22 protein-coding genes are annotated in these 24,876 nt (G+C 68.9%); 19 read left to right on the plus strand and 3 right to left on the minus strand.

The window, feature by feature from the left end; translation table 11 throughout:
• Positions 1-33: 33 nt before the first annotated feature.
• From VD964_RS28265 to VD964_RS28320, 12 genes are all read left to right on the plus strand, one after another.
• Positions 34-909 carry a substrate-binding periplasmic protein gene (locus tag VD964_RS28265; RefSeq protein WP_324871762.1) on the plus strand — a complete coding sequence of 292 codons (876 nt, stop codon included), beginning with the start codon at positions 34-36 and terminating at the stop codon, positions 907-909.
• A 154-nt stretch (positions 910-1,063) separates the two neighbouring features.
• Entirely contained in the window at positions 1,064-1,513 is a 450-nt protein-coding gene (gene aroQ / locus VD964_RS28270) for a type II 3-dehydroquinate dehydratase (RefSeq protein WP_014247329.1), read from the plus strand.
• 22 nt (positions 1,514-1,535) lie between these two features.
• Positions 1,536-1,988: an acetyl-CoA carboxylase biotin carboxyl carrier protein gene (gene accB, locus VD964_RS28275; protein ID WP_324871763.1), complete on the plus strand. Its 453-nt coding sequence runs from the start codon at positions 1,536-1,538 to the stop codon at positions 1,986-1,988.
• 19 nt (positions 1,989-2,007) lie between these two features.
• A complete protein-coding gene (gene accC / locus VD964_RS28280) occupies positions 2,008-3,348 on the plus strand; it encodes an acetyl-CoA carboxylase biotin carboxylase subunit (protein ID WP_324871846.1) in 1,341 nt (446 codons plus the stop codon).
• A 478-nt stretch (positions 3,349-3,826) separates the two neighbouring features.
• Positions 3,827-6,310 (plus strand): methyl-accepting chemotaxis protein, encoded by a 2,484-nt coding sequence (locus VD964_RS28285; protein ID WP_324871764.1) that lies wholly within the window; start codon positions 3,827-3,829, stop codon positions 6,308-6,310.
• 200 nt (positions 6,311-6,510) lie between these two features.
• A complete protein-coding gene (locus tag VD964_RS28290) occupies positions 6,511-8,967 on the plus strand; it encodes a PAS domain S-box protein (protein ID WP_324871765.1) in 2,457 nt (818 codons plus the stop codon).
• Positions 8,964-10,610 carry a sensor histidine kinase gene (locus VD964_RS28295; protein WP_324871766.1) on the plus strand — a complete coding sequence of 549 codons (1,647 nt, stop codon included), beginning with the start codon at positions 8,964-8,966 and terminating at the stop codon, positions 10,608-10,610. Before VD964_RS28290 ends, VD964_RS28295 begins: the two co-directional genes overlap by 4 nt.
• Entirely contained in the window at positions 10,610-11,047 is a 438-nt protein-coding gene (locus VD964_RS28300; protein ID WP_014247336.1) for a response regulator, read from the plus strand. Before VD964_RS28295 ends, VD964_RS28300 begins: the two co-directional genes overlap by 1 nt.
• A gap of 12 nt (positions 11,048-11,059) precedes the next feature.
• Positions 11,060-12,478 (plus strand): diguanylate cyclase, encoded by a 1,419-nt coding sequence (locus VD964_RS28305; protein WP_324871767.1) that lies wholly within the window; start codon positions 11,060-11,062, stop codon positions 12,476-12,478.
• Between the two features lie 30 nt (positions 12,479-12,508).
• Entirely contained in the window at positions 12,509-13,909 is a 1,401-nt protein-coding gene (locus VD964_RS28310) for a response regulator (protein WP_324871768.1), read from the plus strand.
• 136 nt (positions 13,910-14,045) lie between these two features.
• Positions 14,046-14,450: a response regulator gene (locus VD964_RS28315; RefSeq protein WP_324871769.1), complete on the plus strand. Its 405-nt coding sequence runs from the start codon at positions 14,046-14,048 to the stop codon at positions 14,448-14,450.
• Positions 14,451-14,521: 71 nt separating this feature from the next.
• Complete coding sequence (locus VD964_RS28320) at positions 14,522-14,791, plus strand: hypothetical protein (protein ID WP_324871770.1); 270 nt, start codon at positions 14,522-14,524, stop codon at positions 14,789-14,791.
• Between the two features lie 6 nt (positions 14,792-14,797).
• Here VD964_RS28320 and VD964_RS28325 read toward each other — a convergent pair whose 3' ends face one another.
• Together VD964_RS28325 and VD964_RS28330 are read right to left on the minus strand one after the other, a co-directional pair.
• Complete coding sequence (locus VD964_RS28325; protein ID WP_324871771.1) at positions 14,798-15,409, minus strand: nitrogen fixation protein NifQ; 612 nt, start codon at positions 15,407-15,409, stop codon at positions 14,798-14,800.
• 108 nt (positions 15,410-15,517) lie between these two features.
• Positions 15,518-15,967, minus strand: coding sequence for a carbon monoxide dehydrogenase subunit G (locus VD964_RS28330; RefSeq protein ID WP_324871772.1), 450 nt, complete (start codon positions 15,965-15,967; stop codon positions 15,518-15,520).
• Positions 15,968-16,090: 123 nt separating this feature from the next.
• On the opposite strand from VD964_RS28330, the gene VD964_RS28335 reads away from it, so the two are divergent.
• The 5 genes from VD964_RS28335 (at position 16,091) to VD964_RS28355 (ending at position 21,937) form a co-directional block, all read left to right on the plus strand.
• Entirely contained in the window at positions 16,091-16,510 is a 420-nt protein-coding gene (locus VD964_RS28335) for a secondary thiamine-phosphate synthase enzyme YjbQ (protein ID WP_324871773.1), read from the plus strand.
• A gap of 115 nt (positions 16,511-16,625) precedes the next feature.
• Positions 16,626-18,197 (plus strand): DegQ family serine endoprotease, encoded by a 1,572-nt coding sequence (locus tag VD964_RS28340; RefSeq protein WP_324871774.1) that lies wholly within the window; start codon positions 16,626-16,628, stop codon positions 18,195-18,197.
• An 89-nt stretch (positions 18,198-18,286) separates the two neighbouring features.
• Complete coding sequence (locus VD964_RS28345; protein ID WP_324871847.1) at positions 18,287-18,967, plus strand: response regulator transcription factor; 681 nt, start codon at positions 18,287-18,289, stop codon at positions 18,965-18,967.
• A 169-nt stretch (positions 18,968-19,136) separates the two neighbouring features.
• Positions 19,137-20,567 carry a sensor histidine kinase gene (locus VD964_RS28350; RefSeq protein ID WP_324871775.1) on the plus strand — a complete coding sequence of 477 codons (1,431 nt, stop codon included), beginning with the start codon at positions 19,137-19,139 and terminating at the stop codon, positions 20,565-20,567.
• Positions 20,568-20,824: 257 nt separating this feature from the next.
• Complete coding sequence (locus tag VD964_RS28355; protein WP_324871776.1) at positions 20,825-21,937, plus strand: AI-2E family transporter; 1,113 nt, start codon at positions 20,825-20,827, stop codon at positions 21,935-21,937.
• A gap of 4 nt (positions 21,938-21,941) precedes the next feature.
• Here VD964_RS28355 and VD964_RS28360 read toward each other — a convergent pair whose 3' ends face one another.
• Positions 21,942-23,513 carry an MDR family MFS transporter gene (locus tag VD964_RS28360; protein WP_324871777.1) on the minus strand — a complete coding sequence of 524 codons (1,572 nt, stop codon included), beginning with the start codon at positions 23,511-23,513 and terminating at the stop codon, positions 21,942-21,944.
• A 274-nt stretch (positions 23,514-23,787) separates the two neighbouring features.
• On the opposite strand from VD964_RS28360, the gene ndk reads away from it, so the two are divergent.
• Positions 23,788-24,210, plus strand: a complete 423-nt coding sequence (gene ndk / locus VD964_RS28365; RefSeq protein ID WP_014197473.1) for a nucleoside-diphosphate kinase — start codon at positions 23,788-23,790, stop codon at positions 24,208-24,210.
• Positions 24,211-24,369: 159 nt separating this feature from the next.
• On the plus strand, positions 24,370-24,876 hold the full coding sequence (locus VD964_RS28370) for a hypothetical protein (RefSeq protein ID WP_324871778.1): 507 nt from the start codon (positions 24,370-24,372) through the stop codon (positions 24,874-24,876).

Genomic DNA, 24,876 nt, shown 5'->3' on the forward strand with positions numbered 1-24,876 from the left:
CAACGGTCCGCGAAGGGGCGGGAGAGGGCAGGAATGGGCGTTCGATCGGCGGGCGGAAAGGTCGTGGAGAAGGCCGGCGCTGCCATGCGGGCCGTCGTTCCGGCTGCCGCGTTGCTGCTCGCTGCGCCGACTGGCGGGCAGGCGCTCGAATCCGGTGCCGAGCCGGTCCGTGCTCCCTACACCGGCCTCGACCTGGTGACCGGCGGCGACTACGCGCCCTATACGGGGGAGGAGCTGCCGGGCGGCGGGCTGGTGACCGATCTGGCCCGCCGGGCCTTCGCGGTGTCCGGCCGCCATTACGATGTCCGGTTCATGCCGTGGAAGCGTGGATACGACGGGGTGGTCGCCGGCCGCTTCCTGGCCACCTTTCCCTATGTCCGCACACCGGAACGGGAGCAGGAGGTGCTGTTCTCCGACCCGGTGATCGAAGTGCGGCAGTTCGTCTACCTGTCGAACCGCACGGCGATGACCTTCGATGGGCGCTTGGCCGACGGGAGATCGGTGCGCGACCCCCGCGGCCTGGAGGGGTTCCACGGCCGGACCGTCTGCCAGCCGGTGGGCTATGCCCTGCCGCCGGAGTTGGAGGCGCTGGTCGGACAGGGGCAGTTGACTCGGCAGACCCCGTCCGACCTGGGGGCCTGCGTGCGCATGGTGGCGACCGGGCGGGCCGATGCCCTCGTCATCGACGAGTACAGCGCCGCCGCCGCCATCGTCCGGTCCGGACTGGCGGACGACATCCGGGTTTCGGAACACCCTTATGCCGTCGTCGCCTTCCATCTGGTGATCGGGCGCGCCACGCCGGGAGCCGAGACGACGCTCGCCGCCTTCAACGACGGGCTCAAGGCGTTGAAGGCGCAGGGCGTCTACCGCGAACTGCTGTCCGGCCACACCGTCCCGCCACTCCCCTGAGCCCCGGCGGCTTGCCGGCGCGGATGGGACCGGCGCGAAGCGGGGCGGGGGCCCAGGCCACGCTTTTCCGCGCCGGAGGCCCGCGTCGCCATGGACAGGACGGTGCTTCGTGCTATAAACGCGCGGTTTCGATCATGGAAAAGGGGCGCGGGCCGTGGCCATCGACGCGTCGATTCTGGTCCTCAATGGGCCGAACCTCAACATGCTGGGCGTGCGGGAGCCGCAAATCTACGGGTCGATGACCCTGGACGATCTGGAGGCCGCCTGCCACGAGCGTGCCGACCAGCTGGGTCTGACCGTGGATTTCCGGCAATCCAACCACGAAGGCGAACTGGTCTCGTGGATTCAGCAGGCCCGCACGGAGAATGACGGCATCGTCATCAACGCCGGCGCCTACACCCACACCTCGGTCGCGATCATGGACAGTCTGATCCTGTCGGAACTGCCGGTGATCGAGGTCCATCTGTCGAACATCTTCAAGCGCGAGCCGGTCCGCCATCACTCCTACATCTCGCCGGTGGCGAGGGGGATGATCTGCGGGTTCGGGCCGCACGGGTATCTTCTGGCGCTGGACGCCATCGCGAACATCATCGACCGCGATTAAGGAAACGGGAACGACTGACATCATGGCGAGCTTCGACATCGACGGCGATCTGGTCCGCAAGCTGGCGGACCTCCTGCGTGAGACGGGCTTGAGCGAGATCGAGTTCGCCGAGGGCGAAAAGCGCATCCGCGTCACCCGCCCGACCGCCGCCCAGACGGTCGCCGTCCAGGCTGCCCCGGTCCTGGCGGCCGCCCCGGTCGCCGCCGTGGCCGCTCCGGCCTCGGCCAAGCCGGCGAGCCATCCGGGCGCGGTGACCTCGCCGATGGTCGGCACCGCCTATCTGGCGGCCGAGCCGGGCGGCACGCCCTTCGTCCGTCCGGGCGACGTGGTCAAGGCCGGCCAGACCATCATGATCATCGAGGCGATGAAGGTCATGAACCCGATCAAGGCCCCGCGCGGCGGCACGGTCGCCGAGGTGCTGGTGTCCGACGCCCAGCCGGTCGAATTCGGCGAAGTTCTCCTCATCATCGAGTAAGCGGGGCATTCCCTTGGCGATGTTCGAAAAGGTCCTGATCGCGAACCGTGGTGAGATCGCTCTGCGCATCCACCGCGCCTGCCGCGAAATGGGGATCCAGACCGTGGCGGTGCATTCCACCGCCGACGCCGACGCCATGCACGTCCGCCTCGCCGACGAGAGCGTGTGCATCGGACCGGCGTCTGCGCGCGAGAGCTACCTCAACATTCCGGCCATCCTGTCGGCGGCGTCGATCACCAATGTCGACGCCATCCATCCCGGCATCGGCTTCCTGTCCGAAAACGCCCAGTTCGCCGAGATGGTGGAGGAGCACGGCTTCACCTTCATCGGCCCGACGCCGGAGCATATCCGGATCATGGGCGACAAGGTCACCGCCAAGAAGACGGTGATGGAGCAGGGGCTGCCGGTGGTTCCCGGCTCCGACGGCCCGGTGACGACGCTGGAAGACGCGGAGAAGATCGCCCACGAGACCGGCTATCCGGTGCTGATCAAGGCGGCGGCGGGCGGCGGCGGCAAGGGCATGAAGGTCGCCCGCAACCCCGACCAGTTGAAGGAAGCCTATCAGCTGGCCCGTGGCGAGGCGCGCGCCGCCTTCGGCAACGACGAGGTCTATCTGGAGAAGTATCTCGGCCATCCGCGGCACATCGAGATCCAGCTCCTGGGCGACACCCACGGCACCTGCGTGCATTTCGGCGAGCGCGACTGCTCCGTCCAGCGCCGGCACCAGAAGGTGATCGAGGAGGCGCCGAGCCCGGCCCTGAACGCCGAGCAGCGCGAGTATATCGGCGCCCTGGCGGCCAAGACCGCGGCGGCCATCGGCTATCGCGGCGTCGGCACGATGGAGTTCCTGTTCGAAGACGGGCAGTTCTATTTCATCGAAATGAACACCCGCCTGCAGGTGGAACACACCATTACCGAGATGATCACCGGCATCGATCTGGTCCGCGAGCAGATCCGCGTCGCCGCCGGCGCGCCGCTGGGCTACGGGCAGTCGGACATCCGCTTCGAAGGCCACGCGATCGAATGCCGCGTGAACGCCGAGAATCCGGAGACCTTCATGCCGTCGCCGGGCAAGATCGACGGCTACCACGCGCCGGGCGGCCTGGGCGTCCGGGTGGATTCGGCGCTGTATGACGGCTACCGCGTGCCGTCGCATTACGACAGCCTGATCGCCAAGCTGGTCGTTCACGGCACCACCCGCAACGAGTGCCTGATGCGCCTGCGCCGCTCCATCGAGGAGTATGTGATCGGCGGCATCCAGACCACGCTGCCGCTGCATGACCGCATCATCGCCCAGCAGGCCTTCATCGACGGCAATTACGACATCCATTGGCTGGAACAGCTGATGGCGAAGTCCTGACCGGCTGTTGGCTTCGACTGTATAGCGATAGGCGCTGCGACAATACGCCGCAGTCGTGAAGCCCCTCCCTCAAGTCGAGAGAGGGGCTTTTTCTTTATAAGATCTCTCTTTTGAAAGAGATTCGCCGCCCTTGGGGTGTGTTTGATACTTTGCATTTTAGGAATTTGGCCGCTTTCTCGCGTTTCTATTCGCAAACTGCGAGGCCGGCTGCATGTCCCGACGATTGCCGGTGCATGCCCGTCGCTGCACGACCCTTGGAGTTCATAGGGGTTTCCCCCAAAGGCCATTCTCGGGCCCGGCTGTTGTGCATGGCACGCCTCTTGCTCTTTTGATCTGGGTCAGTGCGGACCTGCATCCACCCAGGGTAGATGAACAGGCTCCCCGCTCTCCGTACCCAGCAATCGCCCGGTCCGGCGGTGTCGCGCCGTCCTGTTCGTGCCCCCCTGTCTCAAGCCCTTTGTTTGACGAGGCCCCGTCCATGCGCGTGAACGAACCGATCACCGACCGCGAAATCGTGATGGAGGACGGCGTCCTGCTGGTGTCGCGTACCGACACAGGCGGGCGCATCACCTTCGTCAACAAGGCCTTCGTCGACATCAGCGGCTATACTGAGGCCGAGCTGATCGGCGCGCCGCACAACCTGATCCGCCACCCCCACATGCCGAAGGAGGCCTTCGCCGATCTGTGGGCGACGATCAAGGACGGGCGGCCGTGGGAAGGGCTGGTGAAGAACCGCACCAAGTCCGGCGACTTCTACTGGGTGCGCGCCAACGTCACGCCGGTGATCGAGGACGGCAAGGTGACCGGCTTCATCTCCATCCGCACCAAGCCCTCGCGCGAGCAGGTGGCGGCGACGGAGAGGCTCTATGCCGATATCCGCGAGGGCCGGGCGCGCCATCTGATGGTGCGCGACGGGCAGGCGGTGGGCCGTGGCGCCGGTGCGGCGTTCAGGCGCTGGACGGCGAGCGTGACCGGCCGGCTGACCCTGATCTTCGCCTTCATGATCCTGGCGATGCTGGTCGTGGGCGGCGTCACCCTGCGCGGCATGGCCGACAGCAACGCCTCGCTGAAGACGGTGTACGAGGACCGGACGGTGCCGGCGGTGCAGATCGGCGAGATTCTGGACCACATGCGCGACAATGTGCAGACGCTGCAGCGCCTGATCATCGACACCCGCGACGGCACCGACGCCAAGGTGATGGCGGGGCGCGAGGCGCGGATCACCGGCAACATCGCCACCATCGACCGGCTGTGGGCGGACTATCTCACCACCTATCTGACGCCGGAGGAGAAGGCGCTGACGGAGCGTTTCGCCAAGCAGCGCGCCGCCTTCCTGAACGAAGGCCTGAGGCCGGCGGTGGAACTGGCACGCCAGGGCGATTCGCTGCGGCTGGAGGTTCTGGTTCGCGACCGCGTCGAGCCGCTGTTCCAGGAGGCCTTCCAGACCAACAAGAACCTGCTGCAACTGCAGCTGACCGTCGCCAAGGCCGAGTACGAGGGGGCGCTGGAGGATTTCCGGTGGCATCTGGTGTTCGCCTTGGCCGCCGGGATGGGCGTGCTGGCGGCGGCGGTGCTGTGCGGGCTTCTGCTGCTGCGCACGGTGCGCCGGCCCTTGGCCGACTTCTCCGGTGATTTCGACGCCATCGCCCGCAACGATCAGGCCCACATCATCGACCTGCCGGCGGCGACCGAGTTCCATCCCGTCGCCGGCCAGCTGCGCGGGCTGAAGGCCCGGCTCTGCTACGCCGTGCAGGAGCGTGTCGAGCGCGCCCGGCAGGCGGACGAGGAGCGGCGCCGCGCCCTGGAGGCGATGGCGTCGACCGTGGAGCGCGAGGCCGGCCGTGCGGTGGAGGAGGTGGCCCAGCGCACCGGCTCCATGGCCGACGATGCCGAAGGCATGTCCGGCTCTGCCGAGCGGGTCAGCATCAATGCGCAGACGGTGGCGTCGGCGGCGGGCCAAGCGCTGGCCAACGCCCAGACCGTGGCCGCGGCCAGCGAGCAGTTGGCCGCATCGATCCGCGAAATCTCGTCCCAGGTCGCCCATTCCAGCGCGGTGACCCGCCGCGCGGTCGAGAGCGGCCACCACACGCAGGCCACCATCCGCTCCCTGTCGGAGACGGTGGCGAAGGTGGGCGAGGTGGTGAACCTGATCCAGTCGATCGCCGGCCAGACCAACCTGCTGGCGCTGAACGCCACCATCGAGGCGGCGCGGGCGGGGGAGGCCGGAAAGGGCTTCGCCGTCGTGGCGCAGGAGGTGAAGAACCTCGCCAACCAGACCGCGTCCTCGACCGAGGAGATCACCCGTCAGATCACCGCGATCCAGGCCGTGACCGACGAGGCCGTGAAGGCGGTGGAGGAGATCGGCCACACCATCGCCGAGATCGACCACATCTCCGGGTCCATCGCCGCCGCGATGGAGGAGCAGTCGGCCGCCACCCAGGAAATCAGCCGCAACGTGGTGGAGACCTCGACCGCCGCGCAGGAGGTGTCGTTCCGCATCGCTGCGGTGTCCGAGGAAGCCGACCGCACCGGCGAACAGGCCACCCACGTCAAGAACGGTTCCGGCGACGTCGCCCGCTCCATCGAGTCCCTGCGGCAGGTCCTGGTGCGCATCGTCCGCACCTCCACCGGCGACGCCGACCGTCGGCGCAAGCCGCGCTATCAGGTGGAGGAGACGGGAACGCTTCTGATCGGCGGCGACCGTCTGGCGGTGACCGTCCGCAACCTGTCCATCGGCGGCGCCATGATCGATCCGGTGACCGCGACCGACGGCCGTTCGCTCGCCGGCACCATCGGCCATCTGCGCCTCGACCGCTACGGGGCGGAGGCGGCGGTCGTGGTCAAGGCGGTGGAACACAACCGCATCCATCTGGCCTTCGAGACGGATAGCATGTCGCGGGACTTCAGCCGTGCGGTGGAAATCGCCACCAAGGATCGCGCACCCGTCGATGTGGCCGCCTGAACTATTCAGCGACATCCCATCATTCAGCGTTGGTAATGGTTAAGCATCTTCTTCTTCCCGCCCGGTGAAGACTGCAGCCCTGTGACAATTTCGCAAGGGATTGCTTCGAGGTTGAAGGAGTATGCTTGCCGTACTGCCGGTGGATGCGCGTTTTTCCGCAACTCCTTCCGGGTGAATGGAAACGAGGTCCGACCGCAACCATGGTCGAAGCAACCACACTCGAAGCAACCACGCTGCGCCCCCTCCCGGACGCCGGCGCGACGGCCGGCACCGCCGCGCCGAAGCTCCGCACCCGCCTGAAATGGCGTCGCGGCAGGCTGGCCACGGCGGTGCCGCGCCTGCATCTGGCGACCGACGCTGCGGGGGACGGGATCTGGGACTGGGATCTCGCGACCGATGCGGTCTGGTACAGCCCGGGTTGGCAGACGATGCTGGGCTTCTCGCCCGGCGAGGTGACGCCGCATCTCGATTTCTGGTGTTCCCGCGTCCATCCGCAAGACCTGCCGCTGGCCCGGGCGGCGCTGCAGGCGCATCTTTCCGGCGAACGGCCCTTCTACGAGTGCGAGCACCGCGTCCGCGCCAAATCGGGGGACTGGCTGTGGATCCTCGACCGCGGCCGGGTGGTGGCCTGGGATGCGGAAGGCCTGCCGCGCCGCATGATCGGGACCCATGTCGACGTCACCGCCCGCAAGCGGATGGAGGAGGAGCTTGCCGAAAGCCGGCTGCAGTTGGACGCGATCCTCGACAATGCCCCGGTCGGCGTGCTGCTGGTCGACGGCGACCGGGTCATCCGCCGGGTCAACAAGGCGGCGGCCGCCACCTTCCGGTACCGGATGGAGGACATCGTCGGCTGCAGCTCCCGCATCATCTATGGCGATGACCGGGTGTTCGAGGATGTGGGCCGGCGCGCCTATCCGCGGATGCAGTCGGGCAGCCAGTTCGACGAGGAGGTGGCGATGCGCCGGGCCGACGGCACCGACATCCGCTGCCGCCTGATCGGCCGGCCGGTGAAGACGGGCGACCCGGCACGCGGCTTCGTCTGGGTGGTGGAGGACGTCACGGTGCGCTGGCGCGCCGAACAGGCCTTGAACGACCGCGCCGGATTCCAGCGCGTGCTGCTGGACACGGTGCCGGTGCCGATCTTCGTCCAGGACGTCATGGGCCATTACGTGGACGCCAACGACGCTTTCGAGCGCTGGATGGGCATCGACCGGCAGGCCCTGTTCGGCCGCACCGTCTTCGACCTCGCCCCGCCGCACGTCGCCGAGGCCGACGAGGCGGTCGACAAGGCGCTGCTGGCCGACCAGAAGCCGCAGAGCTACGAAACCCAGCTGCGCTGTGCCGACGGAACGTTGCGCGACGTGCTGTTCTCCAAGGCCGTCTATTGCCGCACCGGCGGCAAGCCGGCCGGCATCGTCGGCGCGGTGATGGACATCAGCGAGCGCAAGCATGCCGAGCAGGCCCTGCTGGAGCGCCAGCAGCTGTTCGAGCAGATCTTCGTCGCCAGCTGCGCGGTGAAGCTGCTGATCGACCCGGCCGACGGGAGGATCGTCGATGCCAACCCGGCGGCGGCGGAGTTCTACGGCCATCCGCTCGACCGGCTGCGCAGCATGCACATCCAGGACATCAATGTGGCGCCGCGGGCGGAGGTGGAGCAGGAACTGCGTCAGGCCCACACCGCCGAACGCAAGCATTTCCAGTTCCGCCATCGGCTGGCCTCCGGCGACGTCCGCGACGTCGAGGTCTATATCAGCAACATCATCGTCCATGGCCGCACGCTTCTGATGTCGCTGATCCACGACATCACCGAACGCTGCATCGCGGAGGAGGCCCTGCGCGGCAAGACCCGCGAGCTGGAGCGCTCCAACGCCGAACTGGAGGCCTTCGCCTATGTCGCCTCCCACGACCTGCGCCAGCCGCTTCGCGTCATCACCAGCTACCTGACCCTGCTGGAGCGGGGCTTGGGCAGGTCGCTGGACGAGGAGGGCCGGGAATGCATCGACTTCGCCCGCGATGGCGCCCAACGCATGGACCGGCTGATCGTCGACCTGCTGGAGTACTCGCGGGTCGGGCGCAAGGCCAAGCCATTCAGGCCGGTGCCGCTGGACGAGCCGTTGCGGCTGGCGCTGCTGAACCTGGAGGTCGCGGTCCAGGACGCGGGAGCCACGGTCACGGTGGGCGGGCAGGACGGCGCCTCGCTTCCGGTGGTGGCCGGTGACGACAACGAGTTGATGCGGCTGTTCCAGAACCTGATCGGAAATGCGGTGAAGTACCGCGAGCCCGGCCGCCCGCCGGTGGTGCGCGTTACCGTGGCTTTGGACCGGGCTTCGGGCCGGCAGGGCGGCGCGCCGGTGCTGCGCATCGACATTCGCGACAACGGCATCGGCATCGCCGCGGAGGACCGCGACCGCGTCTTCGGCATCTTCCAGCGGCTGCACCGCCGCGACGAGTATGAGGGCACCGGCGTCGGGCTGGCCGTCTGCAAGAAAGTGGTCGAGCATCACGGCGGCCGCCTGTGGGTGGAAGGCCCGCCGGACGACGACCTGCGCGATGCGGACGGGCGCCCCTGCGGCAGCCTGTTCCGCATGGTCCTGCCGGCCCTGACGTCTCCGGCGGACCCGGCGGATGCGAATGGGGAGGCACGGGACCGGCGATGACGGCGGAGCCCCTGACCGCGCCGCGCCCGCCGGTGCCGGCCGTCCTGCGCCGCCTGATCGCGGGCGGCCAGCGGATTTGGAAAGCCGCCGCCGTCCAGGCCGCGGTGACGCTGGTGCTTGCGCTGGCCTACCTGTGGATGGGCGACGTCTATATCCGTGTCCTGGTGGCCGAACACCGGGCGAATGCGGCGCTCACCGCCTCGTCGATGGCCAGCACCCTGTCCAGCGCGCTGAACGAGCGTCTGGCGCTGGTCCGCGGCCTGACCGCCTTCGTCGAGGTGGCGGCCGCGGCCGGCAGCCTCACCGATCAGTTTCCGCGCTATGCGGAGGGGCTGCGGCGCTCGGTGGTGGGGGTGCGCAACATCTCCGCCGCCCCCGACTTCGTCGTCCGCATCGTCTATCCGGTCGAGGGCAACGAGAAGGTGCTGGGCAACGATCTGCTGAAGGATGCGCGGCCCGGCTTCGCCGAAACGGTGCAGCGCGCCATCATCAGCCGCGACGTGACCATCCACGGCCCCGTCACCCTGCTCCAGGGCGGGCAGGGGCTGATCGCCCGACAGATCGTCTACGGGCCGGGCAAGCCCTGGGGGGCGGTCGGTCTGGTGTTCGATGTCGGCGCCATCCTGGGCGAGGTGCGCTTCGACCGGGTGCCGCCGCATCTGGGCTTCGCCGTCGTGACCGACAGCGGCCAGCAGGTGGCGGGCGATGTGCTGGCGCTGAAGGGCGACCCGCTGCTGGAGCGGATCAATCTGCCGGACGGCCATTGGGAATTGGCGATGGCCCCCCGCACCAGCTGGGAGGGGCTCGCCTATGCCGACGCGACCTTCCGCGGATTCCAGGCCGCCTTCCTGCTGCTGGCCCTGCTGATCGAGGCGCTGACCTTCATGGCGGTCAGCCGCCGCTACACGCTGGAACGGCAGGTCGACCTGCGCACCGCCGAACTGGGCCGCGCCAAGAACGAGCTGGAGCAGTTCGCATACGCCACCGCCCACGACCTGCAGGAGCCGCTGCGCGCCATCGCCAGCTATGCCCAGCTTCTGGAGAAGCAGCAGAGGGGCAAGCTGGACGAGGAAAGCGCGGGCTTCATCCGCGAGATCGTCGACGGAGCCGGGCGGCTGAAGATGCTGCTGCGCGACGTGCAGCTGTTCCTGGCGGAGGACCGGGTGCCGCTCGGCTGCGGCACGGTCGAGGCCGGGGACGCGCTGCAGGCGGCGCTGACCGCGCTGAAGCGGCGCATCGCCGATGCCGGCGCCACCGTCACCGTGGGCGAACTGCCGGCGGTGCAGGCGGACGAGCGGCGCCTGCGCGAGATCTTCATCGTGCTGGTCGCCAATGCGGTCGAATACCGCCACCCTTACCGTGCGGCGGAGGTGCATGTCTCCGGCCGGCGGATCGACGGCTATGACGTGATCGACGTGCGCGACAACGGCATCGGCATCGAGCCGCGCTACCGCGACCAGATCTTCGAGGTGTTCCGCCGCCTGCATTCGCGCGACGAGCATCCCGGCACCGGCATGGGCCTCGCCATCGCCCGCAAGATGGTGGAGCGGCTGGGCGGCAGGATCACCGTCGTCTCCAGCCCCGGCGTCGGCAGCACTTTTTCCATCCATCTGCCCCATCCCGCCTTCCGAGGATTCCCCTGATGCAGGACCTGACGACTCCCTTCGAGATCCTGCTGGTCGAGGACGACCCGGCCGACGCCGGCCTCGCCAAGCGTGCGCTGCGCGACGGCCGCATCCTGTGCAACGTGGGCCATGTCCGCGACGGCGTGGAGGCGATGGAGTATCTGCGCCGCCAAGGCCCGTTCGCCGGCGCCACCCGGCCCGATCTGATCCTGCTCGACCTGAACATGCCGCGCATGGACGGCCGCGAGGTCCTGCAGGAACTGAAGGCGGACGAGGAGTTGAAGACCATTCCGGTGGTGATCCTCACCACCTCCGACGTCGACCGCGACGTGAACGCCAGCTATCTGCTGGGTGCCAACAGCTTCATCACCAAACCGATGGACATGGACGCCTTCTTCGACGCGGTGAAGAGCATCGAGGAATACTGGTTCCGCGTCGTCCGGCTGCCACGGTGAAGGAGGCCAGACATGTCCATCGCCTTACCGGCCAAGCCCGCCCTTTCGCACAGCCCCGAGCAGGAGGAGGGACGCACCGCCATCCTGCTGGTCGAGGATGACGACGCCGACGCGCGTCTGGTCATCCGGTCCCTGACGCCCTATGCGCGCCGCTCCACCGTGGCACGCGCCACCTCGCTGAAGGAGGCGCGGGCCTGGCTGCACCGCAACGCCTGCGACGTCGTGCTGCTCGACCTGTCGCTCCCCGACAGCTTCGGGCTGGAGACGGTGACCCGCCTGCATGCCGATGCGCCGTCGCTGCCGCTGGTGGTGCTGACCGGCTATGACGACGAGGATTTCGCGCTGGATATCCTGGCTCACGGCGCCCAGGACTATCTGGTGAAAGGCCAGACCGACGGGCCGCTGATGTGGCGCGCCGTCCAGCACGCCATGGCGCGCAAGCGGCTGGAGGAGGAGCTGCGCCTGTCGGAGGAGCGGCTGCAGGGCATCATCGGGCTGGCGCAGGACGCCATCCTGACCACCGACGAGAACCTGAACATCACCCTGTTCAACCGGGCGGCGGAAAGCCTGTTCGGCTACGATGCCGACGACATCCTGGGCCGACCGCTGTCTCTGCTGATCCCCGAGCGCTTCCGCCCCGACCACGAGGCGCACATCGCCGGCTTCGCCGCGTCGGAGATGCAGGCGCAGGTGATGACCAACCGGCGCGAGGTGCAGGGGCTGACCGCCGACGGGCGGGAGTTCCCGGCCGAGGTGTCGATCGCCAAGCTGCACCATGCCCGCGGCCTGCTGTTCACCGCCGTCATCCGCGACGTGTCGGAGCGCAAGCGGGTGGAGAGCGAGCTTCGCCGCATGGCGACCACCGATCCGCTGACCGGGCTGAACAACCGCCGCCGCTTCATGGAAATGGCGGAGGTCGAGATGGCGCGGCTGCGCCGCTATGGCCGGCCGGTGTCGGTGCTGATGCTGGACATCGACCGCTTCAAGGCGATCAACGACACCCACGGCCATGCCGTGGGAGACCGGGCGCTGATCCGGCTGGCGGAGGTCTGCAGCAGCGAGTTGCGCGACACCGACCATGTCGGCCGGCTGGGAGGGGAGGAGTTCGCGATCATCCTGCCCGAAACCCCGCTGGAGTCGGCGACCGAGGTGGCGGAACGGCTGCGCCAGCGTCTGGCGATTGCGGACGTGGCGCTGCAGCCCGGCGGCCAATCCGGTGGCCAGTCTGGCGGCGGCACCCTGCGCATGACGGTCAGCATCGGCGTCGCCATGTGCGGCGACGAGGACGCCAGCATCGAGCGCGCACTGGGCCGCGCCGACCGCGCGCTGTACGAGGCGAAGTCGCTGGGCCGCAACCGCGTCGTCGTCAGCGACGGCTATCCCGGCCCGGCCTTCGCCACCGCATCCATCCCCACCTCCATCGCGAGCTGACGGCATGTCCGAGGAAAGATGGCCGAAGGAATGATGACCGACACCTCCGGCCGGGACAGGGTTCTGCTGGTCTCCGGCGATGCGTTGCGCGCAAGGCAGCTCGCCATCGCGCTGGGCGGCATTCCCCCGCGGGTGGATACGGTCGATGCGGCGCTGGACCGTTTGCGCCGCGGTGCAGCGGCAGGCGACGGCGTGGTCGTGATCGACGCCGCCGGCAGTGCCGCCGATGTCGCCCCTGGTCATGCCGCGGTCGAGGCGCTGGTCCGGCTTGACCCGGTCCCCGCCGTGCTGGTCCTGTTGCCGGATGGGCAGGAGGAGGCCGCGGCATCCTACATCGCGGCCGGCGCGCAGGATGCGCTGCCGGCCGGGGATGCCGCAGCCCTGCGCCGCGCCGTCGCCGCCGCCCCTCGGCGCCAGGCACGGGAAAACCGCCTGCGTGCGGCTCTCGCCGGGGCGGAGAGGGCAGGGGGCGAGGCGGGGGCGCTGTTCGACGCCGCCGCCGCCGCGGTGGAGGCGGCGCTCGATCCCATGCTGGCGCTGACCGCCGCGGCGCTGGAATCGCCTCTGCTGCCGAGCCAGCTGGACCGGCTGACCGGCGTCCGGACGGCGGCCAACACGCTGCGCGCGACGCTGCCGGCCCTGCGTGCGGCGAAGCCGGACTCCCGGGTGGTGGAGACGCTGACCCTTGGCGACTTGGCGGCCGGCGCGAAGGCGGTCGCGGTGGAGGGGGACGCCGACCAACGGTTCATCGGCGATGCGGGCGGGTTGCGCTCCCTGCTGGTCCTCCTGACGGCGGAGACGGGGGCGGAGCTGTCGCTGTCTCTTCAGCCGGCGGGGGAGGCGGCCGAGCTGATCCTCCGCCGCCGGGGCGTGCCGCGGCTGCGCCCGCTGGCGCTGGCGGTGGCCGGACCGCAAGTCCGGCGGCTGGGGGGGCGCCTGCTTGCGGACGGCGCGGCCGGCGCGGGTGCGGATGGCGACGCCGGGGAATGGCTGACCGCCCGAATCCCTGTGCAGCTGCCGAACCGTCCCGTTGCCCCGCCGGCCACGCTTTCGGTCCTGCTGGTGGAGGACAACCCGATCGGCCGGCTGGTCGCCGCCGGTTTCTTCAAGGCGCTGGGCCATGCGGTGACGACGGCGGAGGACGGGGCCCAGGGCGTGGCCGCGGCGACCGAACGGCGGTTCGACCTGATCGTGATGGACGTGCAGATGCCGGTGATGGACGGCCATGAGGCATCGCGCGCCATCCGCGCGCTGCCGGGCGAGGCGGGCCGCGTGCCGATCGTGGCTCTGACCGCCGGCACCGATGCCGAGGACGACGCCCACTGCCGCGCCGCCGGCATGGACGACTGCCTGCACAAGCCGCTGACCATGGACCGGTTGGGCGCCGTGCTGGAGCGCCTGTTCCCCGGCCGCATTCCGCCGGGTGGCTGATGCCGGTCCGATACAAATTGTCGAAAAATTTACAGACCTAAAACCATATTCCACCTGACGGTAACCGGCCTTCGGTTGCCCGCCGACGGCTCGGACGGTATCAGTGGAAAGCGGCGAATTGGCTGGAGGATCGGGGATGGATATGCAGACGATCGACTATTCCCGGCATCGCATCCTGGTCGTCGAGGACCAGCCCTTCGTTCGCCGCACCATCGTCCAGATCCTGGGCCAGATCGGCTTCCGTGACGTCGCCGAGGCCGACAATGGCGAGTCCGCGATGTACGAGTGCATCCGCGTCAACCCCGACCTGATCGTCTGCGACATCGACATGAAGCCGGTCTCCGGCCTGCAATTCCTGGCCCATCTGCGCGCCAGCACCGAGGCCGCCAATCCGCGGGCCCCGGTGGTCTTCCTGACCAACCATACCGAATCCGAGATCGTGAAACAGGCGATGGCGCTGGGTGTCAACGGCTTCGTGGTCAAACCCCCGTCCTTCGCCGCGCTGAAGGAGCGGGTGGACAGGCTGTTGGGGGGACGGTGAGGCTCCGGCCCGCCACTCTGACGCTTGCGCTTATCCTGACGGCCTGCTCCGGCGAGCCATCGGAGGGTGACATGCGCAAGCTGGTCGAGACGCACACCCGCCGCACGCTGGAGCGGCAGGGGAATGCCGGCTTCCGCGCCTTCGACAATTTCCGCAAGCAGGGCTGCGTCGAGGCGAAGCTGAAGAACGGGCAGGACGGCAGCGGGCAGTACGACTGCTACTACTCCGCCACCTTCGTGCCGCAGCCGGGGCAGCAGCCGCTGACCGTCAACGGCAAGGGGCGCTTCCGCCGCACCGACAAGGGAATGGCCTTCGAGGATCTGGGCGCCCAGCCGCGCTGAAGCCCTTCAGCCACTGCGGGCAAGGCGCGACAGGGTCGCCAGCGGATCGCCGGTCTCCTCGCCGAAACAGACATCCACATCGTCGCACACCTCGCAATTGGGCGATTTGCACAGCATCAGCCCCTCGCGCTCGCAAAGCTGCCGGTACAAGAACTTCTTCCACTTCATGTCGCCGGCATTCAGCGCCACCAACGCCGGGAAATGGCGGCGGAACATCGTGTTCAGTTCGCCCCGGTCGTGGAACCCCATATCCTGCCACAGATGGTTCGGCTCCAACGACCGGCGGGCCAGGATGGCGGACAGCCAGCGCTCCTCATCCGTGCCGCGCGCGCCATGGTCGGCCAGGAATGCACGCAGGTCGGCCTCCTCGATGGCATCCTCGCCGGCTTCCCCCCCGTCGGGGAGGGATGCGACGGCAGCGGCGAATTGCGGGGCGTGGCGGGCCGCCATCTCCGCAAGGTCGGCCTTGGCCAGGGCGAGCGCCCGGGGCATCGTCCGCGCCCCGTCCGCGGCGGCAAGCGCCAGGATGCGGCCGAAGATCATGCGGTCGGCGGCGGGATCGTCCGGGTCCGTGCAATCCGGAGCGCAGGCAGGCGAATGGGCTGAGAGCTTGGACATGTCCATCTCCACCGGCTGGAAGCACCCGCGACGCCCGCTATCCTGACCCAGGATGCTGCATGTGCGAAAGACGCTCTCCCGGCCGCTGGCCTGCGGCATTGTGCCGCATCATTCAGAACGGGCGTCGATCTCCGCGGCGAAGCGCTCGAAGAAGGCGGCCAGCACCCGGTCGGTCTTGGCCTGCACCAGTTTCACCGCCAGCCGGCCGACGGCCCCGCCCAGCGCCACCGTCAGGCGGTAGGTCAGCAGGGTGCGTCCCTCCTCCTCCTCCAGGACCACCAGAGCCTCGCCCTTCACCGCGCCGGCCAGCCCGCCGTTGCCCTGGGCGAGCAGCCGGTAGCGGTGGAGGCCATCCTCCGGCTCCAGTTTCAGCCGGCCGGAGAAGCGTGCCTTCATCGGCCCCAGCGTGGTCCGCACCCGCGCGGCATAGTCGGTGGGGGAGAGCCGCTCCATCTCTTCCAGCACGGGGATGCAGCGCATCAGCACCGCCGGGTCGCAGAGCGCCGCGAACACGCGGTCGCGCGGGCCGGGGACGCTGTGGGTGCCGGTGATGTCCATGCGCCATCTTCCTCTTTCGCATTCCCGCAGGGTCGCAACCCCGGCCCAACGGCCGGGCAGACACATCTGGTATTGATTGCGGCCGGAACCAAGCCGCTGAACGCCAACACGAGGATGGATCCCATGCGACAAGCCGCCACGACGCTGACGATCGCCACCCGCGGCACCGGACTGGTCGAGGTGACGGCCCCGGTGCGGCACTGGGTGGCGGAGCAGGGGATGGCCACCGGCCTGCTGACGGTCTTCTGCCGCCACACCTCTGCCTCGCTGACCATCCAGGAGAATGCCGATCCCGACGTGCAGGCCGACCTGCTGCGATTCTTCCGCCGGCTGGTGGCGGAGGATCCGTCGCTCTACGACCACACCACCGAGGGACCGGACGACATGCCCGCGCATATCCGCTCCGCGCTGACCGGCGTCAGCCTGTCGATCCCGGTGATGGAAGGGGAGCCGGTGCTGGGCACCTGGCAGGGCATCTACCTGTTCGAACACCGTGCCCGGCCGCACCGGCGGGAGATCGCGTTGCATCTGTTGGGAGAATAGGCTGCAGTCCGTCTGAAATATCTTTCATCCCTTCGCAAGGCGCCGGTCAACGGCGGCACTCTAGATTGCGGACAACACCGGACAGCCGGAACCGCATCACTGGAGCGTTGTCGCCATGACCACCATTCCCTCCACCACGCCGAACCGTCCGAACCGCCTGCGCCGCACCGTCGCCGCCCTTCTGCTGGGCTCCACGGTGCTGACGGGGCCGGCGCTGGCCGGATGGGCGGCATCGCACGCGCAGCAGACGGCCACGCCGCCGGCCGTGACGATGGTGCAGGACACGCCGTCCACCTTCGCCGATCTCGCCGCCAAGGTCAGCCCCGCCGTCGTCAACATCGCCGCGACGCAGGAGGCCAAGGCCGACCCGCGGGCGCAGCGCGGTCCCGGAATTCCCGGCTTCCCGCCCGGCTCGCCCTTTGAGGAGTTCTTCCGCCAGTTCCAGGACCAGATGGGCCGGAACGGCGGTCCGGACGGCGATCAGGATGGGCAGGGCCCGGGGCCGCGGGGCAAGAGCGGGGCGCTCGGTTCCGGCTTCATCATCGATCCGGCCGGCTTCGTCGTGACCAACAACCACGTGATCGACGGCGCCAGCGAGATCACCGTCACCCTGCAGGACGGCACCGCCATGCCGGCCAAGGTGATCGGCCGCGACGCCAAGACCGACATCGCCCTGCTGAAGGTGGAGCCGAAGAAGCCGCTGCCGTCGGTCGACTGGGCCGACAGCGACAAGACCCGCGTCGGCGACTGGGTGATGGCCGTCGGCAATCCGTTCGGTCTGGGCGGCACCGTCACCAAGGGCATCGTGTCTGCCCGCGGGCGCGACATCCACAGCGGTCCGTATGACGACTATTTCCAGCTCGACGCCGCCATCAACCGCGGCAATTCGGGCGGCCCGACCTTCGACCTCGCCGGCCGGGTGATCGGCATCAACACCGCCATCTACTCCCCCAACGGCGGTTCGGTCGGCATCGGCTTCGCCATTCCGTCCAACCTCGCCAAGGACGTGGTGGCCCAACTGAAGGAGTCCGGCAAGGTCGAGCGCGGCTGGCTCGGCGTGAGGATCCAGGAGGTGACGCCGGACATCGCCGACAGCGTCGGCCTGCCCGCCGCCAAGGGTGCCCTGGTGGCCGACGTCACCGCCGACAGCCCGGCCCAGCGTGCCGGCCTGCGCCAGGGCGACGTGGTGCTGAGCTATTCCGGCAAGCCGGTCAACAGCCTGCGCGACCTGACCCGCAACGTCGCCGACACAAAGCCCGGCGACACGGTCGAACTGAAGGTCCTGCGCGGCGGCCGTGAAACGGCGGTGCAGGTCCGCATCGACCGGCTGAGCGAGCAGCCGCAGGTCGCGTCGGCCGAGACCGACGGCGGCAACGGCCCCGGCGCACAGGCCGAGGTCGCGCCGGTGAAGGGGCTGAAGCTCGCCCCGCTGGACTCGGCGGCGCGTAAGCGTCTGGGCATCGCCGATGATGTCCAGGGCGTGGTGGTGGTCGGCCTGTCGGGCAGCGTCGACGTGCCGATCCGTCCCGGCGACGTGATCGAGCGGATCGGCGATGCCGAGGTGAAGAGCCCGGCCGACGTCGCCCGCCATGTGACCGAAGCCGAGAAGGCCGGCCAGAAGGCGCTGCTGATGCTGATCAACCGTCAGGGCAACGAATCCTTCGTCGCGCTGAAGCTGAAGGCTTGAGGCGGTCCGCCGCCTGAGTGACGGAAGTCCGGCCGGGCGCGGCACGCTCGCGCTTGGCCGGGCTGTTTTGGGAGGCTACACTCGTGCTCATGAAGATTCTCGTCATTGAAGATGATCGCCAGGCCGCCAGCTACCTCGCCAAGGGGTTGAAGGAGGCGGGCCATGTGGTGGACGTCGCCAACGACGGGAAGGAAGGCCTGTTCCTGGCCGGTGCCGAGCATTACGACGTGATGATCGTCGACCGCATGCTGCCCGGCCGCGACGGGCTTTCGCTGGTCCAGGTGCTGCGGGCGGCCGGCAACGACACGCCGGTCCTGTTCCTGTCGGCGCTGGGCAGCGTCGACGACCGGGTGAAGGGGCTGAAGGCCGGCGGCGACGATTACCTGACCAAGCCCTTCGCCTTCTCCGAGCTTCTCGCCCGCATCGAGGTTCTGGTGCGCCGGCGCGGCGCGGCGCAGCCGCAGACCCGGCTGGTGGTGGGCGACCTGGAGTTGGACCTGCTGTCGCGCAGCGTGAAGCGCGCCGGCAAGGCCATCGACCTGCTGCCGCGCGAGTTCTCGCTGCTGGAGTACCTGATGCGCAACGCCGGCAGCGTGGTGACCCGCACCATGATGCTGGAGAATGTCTGGGACTATCACTTCGATCCGCAGACCAACGTCATCGACGTGCACATCGCCCGTCTGCGCCAGAAGATCGACAAGGATTTCCCCACCCCCCTGATCCACACCGTTCGCGGCGCCGGATACAGCCTGCGCGCGGCGGAGGGATAACGGGGCTTTATGGAGTTTGGCTTTTGATGGCGGTGATTCCCCTCTCCCCCCCGGGGAGAGGGCAGGGTGAGGGGGAACCGTTTGCCGGACGCTCCTCGCAACGCATCCCCCTCACCCAACCCTCTCCCCGGGGGGGAGAGGGTCTTTTGGCGGCGGGAGAGTACCTTTGTTGAAAGCCGAAGGCGCGGCCGGCGGCCTGCACGGCTTCCTTGCCGCGGGCCTGCGGCTGGTGCGGACCACGGCGTTCCGGCTGGCGCTGCTCTATCTGGCGATGTTCGTGCTGTCGGTCGGTCTGATCCTGGGCGTGGTCTATCGCACCACCGCCGGCTTCCTGGAGCAGGAGATCGGCGAGACCATTGCGCTGGAGGTCGCCGGGCTGCAGGACCATTACCGCATCCACGGCCTGCCCGGCCTGGTGGACGTGGTGCGGGCGCGCAGCGCGGTTCCCAACAACAACTCCATCTATCTGCTGACCACCGCCGCCGGGGTGATCCTGGCCGGCAACCTGTCGGGCTGGCCGGCGGCGGTGCCCAATGCCAGCGGCTGGACCCATTTCAAGGTCGCCGACTATGGCGGGGTCACCGACCGGCCTTCGACCGCGCAGGCCGTGACCTTCACCCTGCCGGGGCAGTTCCGCCTGCTGGTCGGCCGCGACATGAGCGAGATCGACCAGCTGCGCACCCGCATGTTCCGCTCGCTCGGCTGGATCCTGGGTTCCACCGCCCTGCTGGGGCTGGGGGGCGGGCTGCTGATGAGCCGCGGCGCCATGCGGCGGATCGAGGCGATCAACCGCACCACCCGCCAGATCATGAGCGGCGACCTGAGCGACCGGGTGCCGCGCTTCGGCGGCGGCGACGAGATGGACCGGCTGGCCGGCAACCTCAACGCCATGCTGGACCGCATCGAGCGGCTGATGACCGGCATGCGGCAGGTGACCGACAGTGTCGCCCACGACCTGCGCACACCGCTGACCCGCCTGCGCTCCCGCATCGAGCTTGCTCTGCTGCACGAGACCGAGGACCCGGAGGTCTACCGGACCGTCCTGCAGGACACGATCGCCGAAGCCGACCGGCTGCTCGCCACCTTCAGCGCCCTGCTGTCGATCGCGGAGGCCGAATCGGGCGCCAAGCGGCAGGATTTCATGCCGGTCGACCTGGCCGAGGTTGTCGAGATGGCCGCCGACCTCTACGAGCCGGTGGCGGACGAGCGCGGCCAGCGGCTGAGCGTGGAGGTGCGGGGCAAGCCGACCGTGCGCGGCAACGGCCAGCTTCTGGCCCAGGCGGTGTCGAACCTTCTGGACAACGCCATCAAATACACGCCGGAAGGCGGCACCATCTCGCTGGTGCTGGAAGGAGCGGCGCCCGGCCGCGCCGCCTGCATCTCGGTGGCCGACAGCGGTCCCGGCATCCCGGCGGAGATGCGCGACAAGGTGCTGCAACGCTTCGTCCGGCTGGATACCGCCCGCGCGTCGCCCGGCAACGGGCTGGGGCTGAGCCTTGTCGATGCGGTGGCGACGCTGCACGGCGCACGTCTGGAGCTGGACGACAACGCGCCGGGCTTGCGGGTCAGCCTGGTGTTCCCGCCGGAGGCACGGCGCTAGGGGCCCCCTTGGACCTGCAAGGACGCTTTCATCGCCAAAAAAAAGCCCGCCATGCGGCGGGCTTTCAAAGTGACATCAGCGAGAATGACTCCTTGGCGTCCCTTCTGATATGGGGCGGTGCCGGCCGGCTTCCAGACTCATCTTTGGACTACCGCCGACGGCCTAGCCTGCTGACTTTCCGCAACGTTGGATGGGCTTGAGCGTTCTCCCCCAGGGCCGTCCGTCCGGCGGCCGCGCAAGTGCGGGAGTTCCGAGAGATGGCGATACCCAGCCGCCCAACCGCCCACCAGACCGCTTCCCCGGGCGCCGTCCCGCCCGGCCGGTCCGGCAGCGGGACGACGCAGGACGAGCCGCCGGCGCGGGCCAAGCGCGGCGAACTGGCCGTCTTCACCTGGAAGGTGCTGATCGTCGCCGGGGTGGCCGCGCTGACGCTGTTCCTGTGGAAGGTGTCGGGCACGCTGCTGCTGATCTTCACCGGCGTGCTGTTCGCCATCCTGCTGCAGCGGCTGACCGGCTATGTGCGGCAGGCGACGGGGCTGGGCCATGGCTGGGCGCTGGCCATCGTGCTGGTGGCGCTGGTGCTGGTGGTCGGCGGCGGCGGCTGGCTGATGGGTACCTCGATGGCGGCGCAGCTCGGCCAGCTGCAGGAGCAGGTGACCAAGGCCATGGCCATGCTGCCCGACGAGTGGCGCCAGCGCATCATGGACGAGAGCAAGGACTGGCCCTGGATGAACCAGCTGAGCAGCTTCGCCTCCAGCCTCGTCTATGTGATCGGCGACGCTGTGGTGGTGATGTTCGCCGCGCTCTATCTGGCGGCCTCGCCCGGCGTCTACCGGCGCGGCGTGGTGCTGCTGGTGCCGCCGCAGGGGCAGGAGCGGGCCTGGGAGGTGATGAACGTGGCCGGCGACAGCCTGTGGAAATGGCTGATCGGACAGATGGTGGCGATGGCCGCGGTAGGTACGCTGACCGCGGTCGGGCTCTGGCTGCTGGGGATTCCGTCGGCGCTGGCCCTGGGCATGGTGGCCGGGCTGCTGGAGTTCATTCCGCTGGTCGGCCCCTTCCTTGCGGCGATCCCGGCGCTGCTGATCGCGTTTGCCCAATCGCCGCAGGACGCGTTGTGGGTCGCCGGGCTCTATCTGGTCATCCAGCAGGTGGAGGGGAACCTCGTCACCCCGCTGCTGCAGAAGCGGGTGGTCGATCTGCCGCCGGTGATCACCATAGGCGCCATCGCCGCCGGCGGCGTGCTGTTCGGCCTCATCGGCATGTTCCTGGCGACGCCGATCGCCGTGGTCGTGCTGGTGCTGGTCAACCTGCTCTACATCGAGGACAAGCTGGGCCAGCCCCGGCATTTCCCCAACAACGAGTCCTGACGCTTCAGCCTTCGGCAGCCGGGGCGGCGGCGGACTGGTCCGTGCGGGAGGAGCGCAGCGGCAGTTCCTTCAGGAACAGGGTCATGGCGAAGGAAACGACCGCCAGGGCCGCCGCCAGCAGGAAAAGGGTGGCGAATCCGTGCTCCAGCGTCGCCACCACCCCGCTGCGGACGGCCGGGGGCAGGTCGGCCAGCGCTGCGGCGCCATGGTCCAGCACCGCGCGGCCGGACAGGCCGGCCCCTTCCAACCGTTCGGACACGACGGCGTTGAACACGGCGCCGAACACCGCCACGCCGACCGAACCGCCGAGCGAGCGGAAGAAACCGACCGAGGCGGTGGCCGCCCCCAGGTCGCGCTGCTCCACCGCATTCTGCACGGCGACCGTCATCACCGGCATCACCAGCCCCAGCCCCATGCCGAGCGGCACCAGGATCAGCGTCGACCACAGACCGCTGGCGGCCAGTTCCGGCAGGGTGCCGAGCAGCGCGTACATCACTCCCGACAACGCCAAGCCGACCAGCGGAAAGGCCTTGTAGCGCCCGGTCCTCGCGATCAGCCGGCCCCCGCCGACCGACCCGAAGGTCATGCCCAGCACCAGCGGCAGAAGCAGCAGGCCGGACACGGTGGCGCTGGCGCCCTGCACCAGCTGCAGGTGCAGCGGCAGATAGACGATGCCGGCGAACAGCACCATCGCCGAAACCGCGACCACCGGCGTCGCCACCGCGACCACCGGGCGGCGGAACAGGTGCAGCGGCAGGATCGGCTCCTCGATACGGCGCTCGTGCCACAGGAAGACGGCCAGCATGGCGAGACCCGCCGCCAGCAGGCCGAGCGCCGCCGGGCTGCCCCAGCCCATCGACTCGCCGCGGGTGGCGTAGACAAGCAGGCAGGTGACCGCCCCGGTCAGCAGCGCCGCGCCGGCCACGTCGATGCGCGGCTTGGCCCGGCCAGCGGGCAGGCGCGACAGGGTGCTGCGGGTCATGGCGAAGGCCGCCACCCCCAGCGGCAGGTTGATCAGGAAAATCCAGTGCCAGCCGATCGTCTCGGTGAAGATGCCGCCCAAGAGCGGCCCGGCGACGCTGGCCAGCGCGAAGACGCCGCCGATCATGCCCTGGTAGCGTCCGCGCTCGCGCGGGGCGACCACGTCGCCGATGATGGTGAAGGCCAGCGACATCAGCCCGCCGCCGCCCAACCCCTGCAGGCCGCGGAACAGGATCAGCTGGGTCATGCTCTGCGCCGCCGCGCACAGGACGGATCCCGCCAGGAACAGCAGGATCGCCGTCTGCAGCACGCGCTTGCGGCCGTAGAGGTCCGACAGCTTGCCGTAGATCGGCGTCGTGGTGGTGGAGGTCAGCAGATAGGCGGTGACCACCCAGGGCAGCATCTCCAGCCCGCCGAACTGGCTCGCCATCGTCGGCAACGCCGTGGCGACGATGGTCTGGTCCATCGCCGCCATCAGCATCGCCAGCGCGACCCCGCTGAACACGCGCAGGATCTCCTGGTGGGTGAAGACCGGCGGGACATCGTCGGGGGAGGCTGCAGCAGGCGTTGCGGAGCGGGCGGCGGTCTCGGTCATGGTCGGGCGTCTCGGCCGTTGAGGTCGTTGCACGGGGCACCGGAGGCGGTCCCACCATAGACTTGGAAGCGTTCCATGCAAGTCCGATGGCGCAAGTCTGTTGGCGCAAGTCCGATGGCGCAGGTCCGTTGGCGGTTCTACCGCATTCTCCAACGAACGCCTTGCCGCGCCGCGAAAGCGCCTCTATAAAGCGGCCCATCGGCGCCCCGGTTCAACCGGTGGCGCCTGCATGCTTTTTAATCGGCGAAAAGCCCAACCTGCAGGAGTCACCACCATGGCCGTCGAACGGACCCTCTCGATCATCAAGCCCGATGCCACCCGCCGCAACCTGACCGGCAAGATCAACGCCAAGTTCGAGGACGGTGGCCTGCGCATCGTCGCCCAGAAGCGCGTCCAGCTGTCGAAGGCCCAGGCCGAGCAGTTCTACGGCGTGCATCGCGAGCGTCCGTTCTTCAACGACCTGGTGTCCTTCATGATCTCCGGCCCGGTGGTCCTGCAGGTCCTGGAAGGCGAGAACGCCATCGCCCGCAACCGCGAGATCATGGGCGCCACCAACCCGGCCAACGCCGCCGAGGGCACCATCCGCAAGGAGTTCGCCGAATCGATCGAGGCCAACTCGGTCCACGGTTCGGACGCCCCGGAGACGGCCGCCCAGGAGATCGCCTTCTTCTTCGCCGGCATCGAGCTGGTGGGCTGATCCCGCAGGGTCGGGCATCGAGCCCGGCCGGCTGAGAAAAGGGCCGCTTCCGCAAGGAGGCGGCCTTTTTTGCGTTTTGCATCAGGCTCTGGCAGTATCGGGGGCCATAGACCTTTTGCCCCGCGAGCGCCGGGGCCGAATCCGACAGGAGTGCCCGCGATGGAATCCCAATCCGCAAAGCCGATCATCGCGGCGCTGCTGCAACCGCTGCCGATTCTGACCCAGCCGCAGGCCCGGAACGATCTGGCGGACGAGACGGTGGTGCGGCTGCTGGTCCGCCAGTTCATCGACCTCAGCCTCGACGCCTTCAATCAGGTCCTGCAGGGCAAGCTCGACCAGGACGAGGCGGTGGACGGCATCAACCGGCAGGCGACCGCGCTGAACGCCGTCTTCCTCGGCACCAGCGGATTCGAGACCGTCATCACCCATCCCTGGAACACGCCGGAGCAACTCGGCGCCTTCCTGAAGGAGATGGTGGCCCTGGAATATCCGGAGGATGATTGCGTCCGCGCCATGCTGATCCATCTGGCGACCCAGGTGATGCATGCGCTGCGCTTGCCGGACGAGGACCGCCACGAAGAGGTGGAGGCGCTGACCCTGGACGCCGCCGACCTGCTGCTCGGCCGTGAGCCGGAAGACGAGGTCGACATCGACATCGACGTCTGA

The organism is Azospirillum sp. (assembly GCF_035628975.1).
In the GTDB taxonomy this organism is placed as follows: domain Bacteria; phylum Pseudomonadota; class Alphaproteobacteria; order Azospirillales; family Azospirillaceae; genus Azospirillum.

Excerpts from the sequence above, each read along its gene's own strand:
- VD964_RS28265 (WP_324871762.1), top strand. The coding sequence starts at position 34 with ATGGGCGTTCGATCGGCGGGCGGAAAGGTCGTGGAGAAGGCCGGCGCT.
- accB (WP_324871763.1), top strand. The coding sequence starts at position 1,536 with ATGGCGAGCTTCGACATCGACGGCGATCTGGTCCGCAAGCTGGCGGAC.
- accC (WP_324871846.1), top strand. The coding sequence starts at position 2,008 with ATGTTCGAAAAGGTCCTGATCGCGAACCGTGGTGAGATCGCTCTGCGC.
- VD964_RS28285 (WP_324871764.1), top strand. The coding sequence starts at position 3,827 with ATGCGCGTGAACGAACCGATCACCGACCGCGAAATCGTGATGGAGGAC.
- VD964_RS28290 (WP_324871765.1), top strand. The coding sequence starts at position 6,511 with ATGGTCGAAGCAACCACACTCGAAGCAACCACGCTGCGCCCCCTCCCG.
- VD964_RS28295 (WP_324871766.1), top strand. The coding sequence starts at position 8,964 with ATGACGGCGGAGCCCCTGACCGCGCCGCGCCCGCCGGTGCCGGCCGTC.
- VD964_RS28300 (WP_014247336.1), top strand. The coding sequence starts at position 10,610 with ATGCAGGACCTGACGACTCCCTTCGAGATCCTGCTGGTCGAGGACGAC.
- VD964_RS28305 (WP_324871767.1), top strand. The coding sequence starts at position 11,060 with ATGTCCATCGCCTTACCGGCCAAGCCCGCCCTTTCGCACAGCCCCGAG.
- VD964_RS28310 (WP_324871768.1), top strand. The coding sequence starts at position 12,509 with ATGATGACCGACACCTCCGGCCGGGACAGGGTTCTGCTGGTCTCCGGC.
- VD964_RS28315 (WP_324871769.1), top strand. The coding sequence starts at position 14,046 with ATGGATATGCAGACGATCGACTATTCCCGGCATCGCATCCTGGTCGTC.
- VD964_RS28320 (WP_324871770.1), top strand. The coding sequence starts at position 14,522 with ATGCGCAAGCTGGTCGAGACGCACACCCGCCGCACGCTGGAGCGGCAG.
- VD964_RS28325 (WP_324871771.1), bottom strand. The coding sequence starts at position 15,409 with ATGTCCAAGCTCTCAGCCCATTCGCCTGCCTGCGCTCCGGATTGCACG.
- VD964_RS28330 (WP_324871772.1), bottom strand. The coding sequence starts at position 15,967 with ATGGACATCACCGGCACCCACAGCGTCCCCGGCCCGCGCGACCGCGTG.
- VD964_RS28335 (WP_324871773.1), top strand. The coding sequence starts at position 16,091 with ATGCGACAAGCCGCCACGACGCTGACGATCGCCACCCGCGGCACCGGA.
- VD964_RS28340 (WP_324871774.1), top strand. The coding sequence starts at position 16,626 with ATGACCACCATTCCCTCCACCACGCCGAACCGTCCGAACCGCCTGCGC.
- VD964_RS28345 (WP_324871847.1), top strand. The coding sequence starts at position 18,287 with ATGAAGATTCTCGTCATTGAAGATGATCGCCAGGCCGCCAGCTACCTC.
- VD964_RS28355 (WP_324871776.1), top strand. The coding sequence starts at position 20,825 with ATGGCGATACCCAGCCGCCCAACCGCCCACCAGACCGCTTCCCCGGGC.
- VD964_RS28360 (WP_324871777.1), bottom strand. The coding sequence starts at position 23,513 with ATGACCGAGACCGCCGCCCGCTCCGCAACGCCTGCTGCAGCCTCCCCC.
- ndk (WP_014197473.1), top strand. The coding sequence starts at position 23,788 with ATGGCCGTCGAACGGACCCTCTCGATCATCAAGCCCGATGCCACCCGC.
- VD964_RS28370 (WP_324871778.1), top strand. The coding sequence starts at position 24,370 with ATGGAATCCCAATCCGCAAAGCCGATCATCGCGGCGCTGCTGCAACCG.